This window comes from Brochothrix thermosphacta DSM 20171 = FSL F6-1036, from assembly GCF_036884295.1.
Lineage (GTDB): Bacteria > Bacillota > Bacilli > Lactobacillales > Listeriaceae > Brochothrix > Brochothrix thermosphacta.
This window is the reverse complement of the sequence record NZ_CP145608.1, coordinates 14,889-26,539: the sequence shown is the minus strand read 5'-3', so window position 1 is coordinate 26,539 and position 11,651 is coordinate 14,889. Positions and strand designations below refer to the sequence as shown.

The 11,651-nt window shown below is 37.8% G+C and carries 10 protein-coding genes and 1 other annotated feature; of the genes, 2 read left to right on the top strand and 8 right to left on the bottom strand.

Annotated features, from left to right (window positions below; translation table 11 throughout):
• The first annotated feature begins 81 nt into the window (after positions 1-81).
• Positions 82-1,056 (top strand): GMP reductase, encoded by a 975-nt coding sequence (guaC, locus tag V6S17_RS00110; RefSeq protein ID WP_029091311.1) that lies wholly within the window; start codon positions 82-84, stop codon positions 1,054-1,056.
• Between the two features lie 38 nt (positions 1,057-1,094).
• Here the strand turns inward: guaC and tadA are convergent, their stop codons facing one another.
• A complete protein-coding gene (gene tadA / locus V6S17_RS00105) occupies positions 1,095-1,595 on the bottom strand; it encodes a tRNA adenosine(34) deaminase TadA (protein ID WP_029091312.1) in 501 nt (166 codons plus the stop codon).
• 135 nt (positions 1,596-1,730) lie between these two features.
• Here tadA and V6S17_RS00100 point away from each other — a divergent pair, with 135 nt between their 5' ends.
• Positions 1,731-3,296 (top strand): acyl-CoA synthetase, encoded by a 1,566-nt coding sequence (locus tag V6S17_RS00100; RefSeq protein WP_029091313.1) that lies wholly within the window; start codon positions 1,731-1,733, stop codon positions 3,294-3,296.
• Between the two features lie 570 nt (positions 3,297-3,866).
• Here the strand turns inward: V6S17_RS00100 and V6S17_RS00095 are convergent.
• The 7 genes from V6S17_RS00095 to qoxD all read right to left on the bottom strand — a co-directional run bounded on the left by V6S17_RS00095 (position 3,867) and on the right by qoxD (position 11,635).
• A complete protein-coding gene (locus tag V6S17_RS00095) occupies positions 3,867-4,505 on the bottom strand; it encodes a histidine phosphatase family protein (RefSeq protein WP_029091314.1) in 639 nt (212 codons plus the stop codon).
• Positions 4,506-4,523: 18 nt separating this feature from the next.
• Positions 4,524-5,798, bottom strand: coding sequence for a serine--tRNA ligase (gene serS / locus V6S17_RS00090; protein ID WP_029091315.1), 1,275 nt, complete (start codon positions 5,796-5,798; stop codon positions 4,524-4,526).
• Between the two features lie 62 nt (positions 5,799-5,860).
• Positions 5,861-6,091, bottom strand: a binding site (T-box leader).
• A 72-nt stretch (positions 6,092-6,163) separates the two neighbouring features.
• Complete coding sequence (locus V6S17_RS00085) at positions 6,164-7,510, bottom strand: D-alanyl-D-alanine carboxypeptidase family protein (RefSeq protein ID WP_036027163.1); 1,347 nt, start codon at positions 7,508-7,510, stop codon at positions 6,164-6,166.
• Positions 7,511-7,640: 130 nt separating this feature from the next.
• The gene (locus V6S17_RS00080) at positions 7,641-9,278 is read right to left on the bottom strand and encodes a CocE/NonD family hydrolase (protein WP_029091317.1); all 1,638 of its coding nucleotides are present in this window, start codon (positions 9,276-9,278) and stop codon (positions 7,641-7,643) included.
• Between the two features lie 147 nt (positions 9,279-9,425).
• Entirely contained in the window at positions 9,426-10,901 is a 1,476-nt protein-coding gene (gene guaB, locus V6S17_RS00075; RefSeq protein ID WP_029091318.1) for an IMP dehydrogenase, read from the bottom strand.
• A 96-nt stretch (positions 10,902-10,997) separates the two neighbouring features.
• Positions 10,998-11,246, bottom strand: a complete 249-nt coding sequence (locus V6S17_RS00070) for a hypothetical protein (protein ID WP_029091319.1) — start codon at positions 11,244-11,246, stop codon at positions 10,998-11,000.
• Between the two features lie 68 nt (positions 11,247-11,314).
• Positions 11,315-11,635 (bottom strand): cytochrome aa3 quinol oxidase subunit IV, encoded by a 321-nt coding sequence (qoxD, locus tag V6S17_RS00065; RefSeq protein ID WP_029091320.1) that lies wholly within the window; start codon positions 11,633-11,635, stop codon positions 11,315-11,317.
• Positions 11,636-11,651 lie beyond the last annotated feature (16 nt).

Below are 11,651 nucleotides of genomic sequence, written 5' to 3'. Positions count from 1 at the left end.
ATCTCAAAATAGTGTAAATTACTAAAGGACGAACAATTATTATTACGGATTAAATTTCATTCGTATTTAGGAGTGTATATTATGGACAACGTATTTGATTATGAAGATATTCAGCTAATACCCGCAAAATGCATCGTAGATAGTCGCGCAGAGTGTGATACATCTGTTACTTTAGGAAAACACACATTTAAACTACCGGTTGTCCCTGCAAATATGCAAACAATCATTGATGAAACAATCGCCGAAAAATTAGCTAAAGACGGTTACTTCTATATAATGCATCGTTTTGAACCGCAAAAACGCGCAGACTTCATTGCTCAAATGCATGAAAAATCACTTATAGCATCAATCAGCATTGGTGTAAAAGAAGAAGAATACCCATTTGTCGAAGAGCTTGCAGCTCAAAATCTCGTACCAGAGTACATCACAATCGATATTGCCCACGGCCACTCAAACGCTGTTATCAATATGATTAAACATCTAAAAAAACATTTACCTGATAGTTTTGTTATTGCTGGAAACGTCGGAACACCTGAAGCTGTTCGTGAACTAGAAAATGCAGGAGCTGATGCAACAAAAGTTGGTATTGGACCAGGTAAAGTTTGTATTACTAAGATTAAAACTGGTTTCGGAACTGGTGGTTGGCAATTAGCAGCATTACGCTGGTGTGCCAAAGCTGCTTCTAAACCAATTATTGCCGATGGTGGTATCCGTACAAACGGTGATATCGCTAAATCTGTTCGCTTCGGTGCATCGATGGTAATGATCGGTTCTTTATTTGCTGGTCATGAAGAATCACCAGGTACAACGATTGAAATCGCAGGTAAGTTCTATAAAGAATACTTCGGATCCGCTTCTGAATTCCAAAAAGGTGAAAAGAAAAACGTTGAAGGTAAAAAAATGCATGTTGAAAATAAAGGGAGTCTAAATGATACCCTTGTTGAGATGCAACAAGATTTACAATCAGCAATTTCTTACTCTGGTGGGAAAAAATTAGATGCTATCCGTAACGTCGATTATGTCGTTGTGAAAAATTCAATCTTCAACGGTGATTAAATTAAACCAATAAAAAAACTCCAGAAATGGAGTTTTTTTTATTCTTTTTCAGCAGCTAAGCGACGTAACCGTTTTGCTTCTTTTTGTCGTGCTCTGATCCCTCTAAAGAAGTTCGTTAATATTTGACCACATTCTTCTTCCAACACGCCTGACTCCACCTCACATTGATGATTAAAACGTTCATCCGTTAGTAGGTTCATTAAAGTTCCTGCAACACCTGCTTTTTCATCAGCTGCACCATAATAAACTTTACGCATACGCGAAAGAATTAAAGCACCACTGCACATTGGACAAGGTTCTAATGTGACATAAATATCGCATTCTTCCAAACGCCATGAGCCAATCTCACGGCACGCCATTTGAATAGCCAAAATTTCAGCATGGCTCGTTGCTTCTTGACTCGTTTCACGCAAGTTATGCCCACGTCCAACAACTTTATCTTCAAAAACAACAATAGCACCAATAGGCACCTCTCCGATTGCTTCTGCTTTTTTTGATTCTTCCAATGCCATCTGCATATACTCTTCTTTTGTCGTCATAATTAACTCCTTTTTACGTCTCTGTTCTAATTTATCATATATTACTTAAAATTTCTCGAGATTCAACTGTTGACTCAATTGTCAGAAAATGATAACCTGTCATTAGTATCAGGTACTAAGAGGGAGTGTTAAAAAATGGAATTAAATGATTTACTTGCACCTGACAATTACAATATTGTCGATGACATTGAAAAATACAACTCAGATAAAACAGCGCTTATTTTGGAGAAAGACAATGGCGATGTCACAAAAATCAGCTATCGTTCATTGCTCAATAAAGCGAATCAACTTGCAAACGCTTTGGTTAAAAAAGGCGTAAAAAAAGGTGATGGGTTTCTCGTAATGATGCATCGTTCAATTGAAACGTATATCGCTTATATCGCTCTTTGGAAAGTTGGCGCTGTTATTAGCCCAGGTTCAGAAATGTTAAAAGCAAAAGATTTGAAGTTACGTTTTGAACTCGCTGACATTAAAGGTGTCATTTCTCATCATGATTACCACGAGGAAGTGTCCAAAGCAGCTGCCGATTGTCCTGAGTTAACGCTCAAAATAAGTGTGGGTGAAAAACTCACTAACTGGGAAAATTTCGACTTACTAAGTGCGAATGAAAATAGTAACTTTACTAATATTGTTACCAAAAGTAACGATCCTGCATTGATTGGTTTCACTTCAGGAACCACTGGCAATCCCAAAGGTGTTGTTCATGTTCACGGCTGGGGTTTTGCCCATCTACGTACTGCTTCTGAACGCTGGTTAGACATACGTGAGTCCGATATCGTTTGGGCGACTGCTGGTCCAGGGTGGCAAAAATGGATTTGGACACCCTTTTTATCTGTTTTAGGACGCGGAGCAACTGGTTTCCTTTACGAAGGTCGCTTCAACGCTGAAAAACAATTATTTCTTTTAGAAAAGCATCATATTAACGTGTTATGCTGTACACCAACAGAATACCGCTTAATTGCAAAAGTTGAGCAGCTCTCACGCTTCACACTACCTGATTTACGCAGTACTGTTTCAGCAGGTGAACCACTCAACCGTGAGGTCATCAAAATATTTAACGATCAATTTGGGCTCAAAGTTCGTGATGGTTATGGACAAACAGAAAGCACATTGATTATCGGAACACTTAAAGATGCAGAAATTCGTCCAGGTTCAATGGGGCAACCTCTCCTACCAGAATTCACACACGTTATTGACGATAATGGACAACGTGTAAAACCAGGTGAAGTTGGTGATATTGCTATTTTACGCAGTTATCCCGCCTTATTTAAGACCTATCACAAAGAACCTGAACGTTTAGCTAAAGCTATCCGCGGCGACTATTTCGTAACCGGTGACCGCGCCACTTATGATGAAGATAATTATTTTTGGTTCCAAGGTCGTAACGATGATATCATCGTTAGCTCGGGTTATACAATTGGACCCTTTGAGGTCGAAGACGCTTTAACCAAACATCCTGCTGTAAAAGAAGTTGGTGTTGTTGCAAGCCCACATGAATTACGCGGCGCTGTCGTCAAAGCATTCATTGTATTAACAGAAAACTATACCGCTTCAGATGAGCTAGTTAAGGAATTACAAGACTTCACTAAAAAGATTACCGCACCCTACAAGTATCCGCGTAAAATTAGTTTTGTAGATGAACTCCCTAAGACAAACTCTGGTAAAATCATGCGCGTCGTTTTAAGAGAACAAGAACATTAAAAGTAAAAACAAACGGTCAGATACAAAAAAATTGGAGAAAATAAAAGTTTGATTCTTTTTATCAAAATGTTATTTTTGAAATTTTGCTGTAGTTGTTTGGCTTTTTTACTGGAAAACATTAAAAGTAAAATATGTCGGTCAGAACTGTAGGGATTGGAAAAGCACGACCGGCGATTATTTTTATCGCTGGGAGTTGCTTTGAAATCTCACAAGTTTTGGCATATTTTACTGGAGAAAAAAATAAAAGTAAAACAAACGGTCAGCTACAAAAAAATTGGAGAAAATAAAAGTTTGATTCTTTTTATCAAAATGTTATTTTTGAAATTTTGCTGTAGTTGTTTGGTTTTTGCTAGAGAACAACATTAAAAGTAAAATATGCTGGTCAGAACTGTAGAGATTGGAAAAGCACGATGAAATTCTGTAACGTCTGGTTATCAATTTTTCAAATGAGTATTTGCTATTTCACCCAAAAAAAGCATCGTAATGACATTTATATCATGTCATTACGATGCTTTTAGCTTTTAAATAAAGTAATCTAAAACTAAGCCATTATACTAACTCACTTAATTTTTAGTCCAACCCTAAACCTTCAAGGTGGTCTATCTTATTCACTTCACGAACAGTGTATGTATCATCTTTATAATCAACAATGCTTATGCTCGTATTAAGGATATTTTCACTCTTATCACGGTGTTCACGCCAATCGCCACCACCTAGTACATACATCAACTGACGTAATACCATACCATGGCTAACAATCAGAACGTTTCCTTCAACATCCGTCTCTTCAATACGTTTTAATACTCGCATTGTACGGTCTAACATTTGTTGATAGGTTTCACCACCACTTACTTGCGCACGATACTTCGCGGGTGTGTCACGCATCGTATGGAATTCTTCGTACTCTTTAGCTGCTGTTGATGACATTCCATCCCAAATACCGAAGTACATTTCACGTAGATCAGGTTTCGCATAACGGGGTACATCTGAATGGTTCGCTAAAATATAATCAGCGGTTTGTTGTGTGCGACCGCTTGTACTAGTAAAGCAAGCGTTAAAATCAACATCTTTTAACACATCTCCTACTGCCTTAGCACCATCAATTCCAACTTGAATGAGCGGTGAATCTCCCCATCCTTGCATTAAACCTTGTTCATTCCACTCAGTTTTACCATGACGGATAAAATAATACGTTATTTGTTTCGACAAAATTTATTCGACTCCTTCTCACTTGATTGTTTTAAGACCACGCATATAAGGTTGTAAGGCTGTTGGTACTGTAATTGTACCGTCCTCTTCTTGATAGTTTTCCATAATTGCAGCGACTGTTCGGCCAACTGCTAAACCAGAACCGTTGATTGTATGCACATATTCTACTTTACCATTCACTTCACGACGGAAGCGAATATTCGCACGGCGTGATTGGAACGTTTCGAAGTTTGAGCATGAAGAAATCTCACGGTAAACATTTTGGCTTGGAATCCAAACTTCAATATCATATTTCTTAGCTGCTGTAAAACCTAAGTCTGCAGTACACATGCTCAAGACTTGATACGGTAACTCTAAACGCTTAAGGATATCCTCTGCATCTTGTGTTAATGTTTCTAACTCCGCATAAGAGTCTTCTGGCTTAGCAAACTTAACCATTTCAACTTTATTGAATTGATGTTGACGGATAAGACCTCGCGTATCACGACCTGCAGAACCTGCCTCTGAACGGAATGACGCACTGTAAGCTACATATTTGATGGGTAGTTCATCCGCTTTAAGAATCTCATCACGGTGATAGTTTGTCACAGGAACTTCAGCTGTCGGCACTAAGAAAGTGTCGTTATCCTCAATTAAGAACGCATCTTCTTCAAACTTAGGAAGTTGACCTGTTCCCGTCATACTTGTACGGTTTACCATGTACGGCGGTAACATCTCTTCATACCCATGCTCACTTGCATGAATGTCCATAAAGAAGTTAATTAACGCACGCTCTAATTGTGCACCCGCTTTTTTATAGAATACAAAACGGCTACCTGTTACTTTACCCGCACGCTCAAAATCAAGAATATCTAAATCTGTTCCTAAATCCCAATGTGGTTTTGGTTCGAAGTTAAACTCGCGTGGTGTACCACCTGTACGGATAACAATATTGTCATCTTCTGTTTCACCAATCGGTGTAGACTCATGTGGAATATTCGGAATAGATAACATTAATTGGTTTAATTTAGTATTAACTTCCACCAATTGTTCATCCAAAGCTTTAATCGCTTCACCTGTTGTTTGCATTGCAGCGATTTCAGCGTCAGCATTTTCTTTCGCACGCTTTTTCTTAGCAATTTCACCCGATACACGGTTTCGTTCACTCTTCAACTCCTCTGCTTTAATGATTAACTCACGACGCAAAGTATCATACTCTGGAAATTTTTCGAGGTCACCTAAATTTTCACCACGATGTGCCAATTTGGCTTTTACACCTTCAAAATCCGTTCTTAAAACCTTGATATCTAACATTTTGTAAAACCTCCTAAATAAATTTGTGTATAAAAAAACTCGTCCTACCTCTTGTCATAACAAGAAGGGACGAGTATCTATCGCGGTGCCACCCTAATTGGAAAACAAAACAATTGCTTTGTTTTCCCACTTAATTTGTTTAACGGCTTATCACCGGAACAATTTAATAGAGCACGCTCATTCCACTGTTCACTCAAAGATGGATTCATAAAGGGTTATTCATCAGTTCACACCAACCACTGACTCTCTTTGCAACAACAACCTCTATTACTATTTCTTATCATCGTTTTATCTATTAACTTACAACCATTCTACAATACTTTCATAAAAATAGAAAGGTTCATTAGTAACTTGATAACAAAGACCTACTTAAACCAACCTTTAGCTCCATCAACAACGTAGTTTTTAGCAACATTTAATCCGTCTTTAGTCACTCGCCAGCTACGAAGGAAAAAACCGGCTTTTTCAATATCATGATCTGTGATGACATCAATTGTTACACCCTCAGAATTATCGAGGTAACCATAGTTAAACGGATCATTCGCTGCAACAACTGCTTTGCCTACAACAGTACCTTTTGCAACTGGCGCAACAAGCTCACCGTTGCTATTTGTTTTATCTTCTTTTAAAGTCATTTTGGCAGCTGTCTCAACTTTAGCGTTTTTAGGAACAACAAATTTCGGTTCTTTTTGAGTAGTCAATGTTTCAGTCAACTTATCGCCTTTATAAACGTTAACTTTAAATTGGTTACCAAGCCCTTTACTAATCAAATCATAATTGTTAAAGCCATAGTTCATCATTTTAGCCGTTTCAACAAAACGAATACCACTATGTTCGTCTTTAGGATTTTTCTTATCTTTTGCATTCATAATAACTGTAATTAAACGCATACCATTCTTCTCAGCAGTTCCGGCGAACGTCATGCCTGCATGATCAGTGGTCCCCGTTTTCAAACCATCCACAGGTAAGTTCTTATCAGAATTTATCAGACCTGGTAACATCCAGTTCCAGTTTTCCATTTTAATTTCATCAGAAGTCCCCGCTTGGAAACTTTTTTCTTCTACTTTAGCAAAATCTAAAATTTCAGGATAATCAAGGATTAATGCACGTGATAATTTTGCAACACCACGAGCTGTTAATTCATTTTCACCTTTATCTTTTTGAGTTGTTTTCCCACGAATATCTTCGTAACTTAAACCTGTTGAGTTCACAAAATTATGAGGACCCAATTCAAGTTTTTTAGCTAACTTATCCATCATATTAATGTATTTATTTTCATCACCATTGGCTAATTTTTCAGCAATTGCAATCGTTGCACCATTTGCTGAATAGATAGACATTGCTTCTGTTAATTCACGAACTGAATAGGTTTTATCTTGTCGTAAAGGTACATTAGAAAGTGTATTATCCTGAGAAACATTATAGGCTGATTTTGAAATTGGTAATTGATCATCCCATTTAATTTTCCCTTCTTTAATAGCTTCCATCAATAAATATTCGGTAACCATCTTAGTCATTGAAGCAATTCCTAATTGTTTATCGCCATTTTTATTGTATAACACTTTTCCAGTTGAGGCTTCAATCATAAAGGCCGCATTTGCCTGAATATCAAGTGGTGCTTTTGTTTTTGACGCTGCTTGCGCAGGCAAAATGAATGATGTTGTTGCAACTACTGTAACTAACATAAACGTAATGATTTTTTTAAAGTACATCGTAATCAAGGGCCTCCAGTATCTTATATTTTCCTATTTTATTCGCACACTTAAGTTGTGCAATTACTAGGCTATTTTATCACATTCCAACCCTTAATAGTAGTGATATGACGACTATTACAGCCTGTTATCAAAAAGTAACAATCGGTAAAATTACCTGGGAAATGTTGTTGCCACCCACATAAACTGTTTGTTTGCTTACCACTGTTTCTGTTGAATCGAAAAATGAACCGCCCGTTCCTGGATTAACATCGAAGCGTGGGAAGTTACTAGAAGCTATATCCAACCTTAAACGATGACCTTCTAAAAAGACATTACTCGTTCCCCACAATTCAATTTCAACGGTGAATCTTTCATTTTTATTAACGTGTTTTATTCTCACAATATCATCTGTTAAATTATAAGCTGTACCATCAGGATATACGTCACTCAATTTAGCTGTAAAATCAACAGAGGTAGCATCTGTACTTACTTCCAATAAAACACGCACATTCCCCGTCACATTCAAAGGCTCTTTTAAAGCTTCTGTTTCAAAAGATAACGTATCTTTTAATGAAGTAATTGGCAATTGCTCTTTCGGACCCTCAACTTCCAACCCATGCATGAATGTTACACCCCCACGTGTCCTGACAGGGCTTTTAGGGTCGTGTTCATAACTTAGTGAACTTTCTGATGCAGAACGCTCTAACACGAGCTCACGACGATTTAAATAATAGCGTTTTTCTTTAGTGTTCGCTGGAGGCCAGGTCGTTGCAGAATGCCATTCATTTGTTCCCATTGTAAAATAGCGTACGGGTGTTGAATCCATCAACGGTAGACCTTTTAATTGGTGATTAAACCATTCAAGGTGCCAACGATAGAGTTCTGCTCGTGCTTGCTCTCCATAATAAAGTTCACCACTACGTGCACTAAAATCACCATGCACCCAAGGGCCAATAATTAACTGATCTCCCAACCCTTTTTGCTGACCATTTTTAAAGTTTTCAAGCGTCCCTTTTAAAAAGCAGTCATACCAACCAGCGATGTGTAAACCAGGCGTTTTGACCTTCTCATACTGATTTTTAACAGTAATTTTATCCCAAAATGGATCTGTTAATGGCTTGCGGTACATATCAAACAAGTAAAAATCAGGAAATAGACTGGTAATAGGTTGCCACTGTTCGTAAGGATAACTATCGTAAGTGTAGGGAATATTCGTAATGTTATTTTGTAAGATTAATCTTTTTGTTGCCAATTCTTTAGGATCTGTATAGGTTCTTTCCAATAGGTTGGCTGCGATACTTTCTAAACTCCATGTTTGCCACATTGATAGTTCAGTTGCACCATTATGGTCTTGACTGACCTCCGTAAAGCTATTTTGACTCATCGTGGGAGCAATTGCAGTTAAATGTGGCGGTTGCGTCATCGCAGCTAACATCTGTGTGTACCCAAAGTAAGATAAGCCTAGCATGCCTACTTTACCGTCACTATAAGGCAATGTTGCTGCCCATTCAACAGTATCGTAACCATCAGTTTGTTCCGCGATATAAGGGCCTTCAAACACACCTTCAGATGCGTATCGACCACGTACATCTTGTAAAATAACGATATAACCTTGGCTCGCTAAGACGTGTGGTCTCATAAAATCAAATGAATAGGTCTTATTATAAGGTAGGCGACTCAATAAAACCGGGTAACGTTTATTATCATCAGGTCGATAAATATCGGCTGCCAATTTTACACCATCACGCATCGTTGCCATTACATCCGTCTCAATTATCAATTTCATTATTTGTCCCCCTTAATCGTTTTAAAACAGTCATTTTTAATGATAGTTTTTTATCCTCTAATTCAAAAAAACAACTGTTGACGGTGTCACTTAGATACCTTACGGAATTTTAAGTTCACACTGTTCAAACAGTTGTTTTAGTTTTAACTAGCTTTGGATACTATAGTTTGGAGCCTCTTTTGTAATTTGAATATCATGCGGATGAGACTCACGTAAGCCAGCACCCGTCATTTTGATAAATTGAGCATTTTCAATTAAATCATAGATACTATCAGAACCCGTATAACCCATACCTGAACGTAAACCACCGATTAATTGGAAGATAACATCAGATAATGAACCTTTGTAAGCCATACGACCTTCAATACCTTCAGGTACTAATTTTTTAGCATCTGTATTAGATTGGAAGTAACGATCTTTCGAACCATTTTCCATTGCTGCTAATGAACCCATACCACGGTATGTTTTAAAACGGCGACCTTGATATATTTCTGTATCACCTGGTGATTCATCAGTACCTGCAAGCATACTACCTAACATTACTGCATTCCCACCAGCTGCGATTGCTTTTACGATATCGCCTGAATATTTAATACCACCATCAGCGATAATTGTTTTACCATACTCACGGGCAACAGAAGCACAATCATTAATCGCTGTAATTTGAGGAACACCCACACCTGCAACAACACGTGTTGTACAAATAGAACCAGGACCAATACCAACTTTGACAACATCAACACCAAGGTCAAATAAGTCACGAGCAGCAGCTGCTGTCGCTACGTTACCAGCAATAATGTTTGTGTCAGGGAATGCAGCGCGCATTTCCTCGAATTTTTTCATTACGCCAACAGAATGACCATGTGCTGTATCGATGATTAAAGCATCAACACCTGCTTTTACAAGCTGTGTGGCACGTTGGAAAGTATCATTAGAAACACCAACAGCTGCGGCAACAAGTAAACGACCCAGCGTATCTTTGGCTGCATTTGGAAATTCGATAACTTTTTCAATATCTTTAATTGTAATTAAACCTTTCAAAACACCTTTATTATCAACAAGTGGTAATTTTTCAATACGGTGTTTTTGAAGAATTTGTTCAGCTTCTTGTAGTGTTGTTCCTACTTTTGCTGTTACAAGATTTTCTTTAGTCATAACATCATTGATTAAGATTGAATAATCTTGGATGAAACGCATATCACGGTTTGTGATAATACCAACAAGAATACGATCTTCACGATTGTTAACAATCGGCACGCCTGAAATGCGGTATTTACTCATCAAGTGTTCTGCATCAAAAACTTGATTGTCTGGAGTTAAATAAAATGGGTCAATGATAACGCCACTTTCAGAACGTTTAACTTTTTCAACTTCTTCGGCTTGTTGTTCAATCAACATGTTCTTATGAATAACACCTAACCCGCCTTGACGTGCCATTGCAATCGCCATTTTAGCTTCTGTTACAGTATCCATTGCTGAACTGATAATTGGAATGTTCAATTTAAGAGTCGGTGTTAAAGCAACACTTAAATCAACATCATTTGGTAATACGTTCGATTTAGCCGGAACTAACAAAACATCGTCGAATGTTAGACCTTCCTTAACAAATTTATTTTCCCACACCGCGCATCCATCCCCTTTATTTTTAATATTAATTACGAGATTAACAGTAAAACAAGCACTTGTCAACAACCTGAGACTAGTATTTAAATAGTCAGATTATTTCAACAATAAGCCGTTGATTGCCACTAAACTCACGTCAGCTATAACCATCACGATCTTTTGCCACTTTGGCTTTGTTTTGCCAGTTACTCTTGGATATAGGTACCATAAACACATAACACAGAGTGTTCCGATAATTACCAAAGCTGTTCCTGCCACAACTGAGACTGAATGTCTTAAAAACCAACCTACGAAAAAGACAATGACCAACTCTAAAATTATCAAGAGTGTTCGCTTAAAGGGCATATAGTTAACCTCCCATCTTTTGATAAAAAAATGCTGACTCTCTATTGCAGAGAGTCAGCGAGTAATACTTACATAAGGTGGTTCGCGTGAGCCATTTCCATAACCCAGTATGAGCCAATTACAATAATAACAGCGATAACTGCCGCAAAGAGGAAGTTCCCCAATTGCGTGTGATCCGCATCTTCTTCATTCACATGCATGAACATGAACAGTTGGATACCTGCTTGTACAAATGCCATGATGAAGATAAACACAAGGATAATATTAACGCTTAAACCAGAATAAGCGGCAACAGCGGCTAACAAAGTTAAAACGATTGATAAAACAAACCCAATAACGTGTTTCCAGGGAAACCCACTATGTGATTTTGCTGAAGTTTTTTCTGCCATAATATTCCTTACCTCC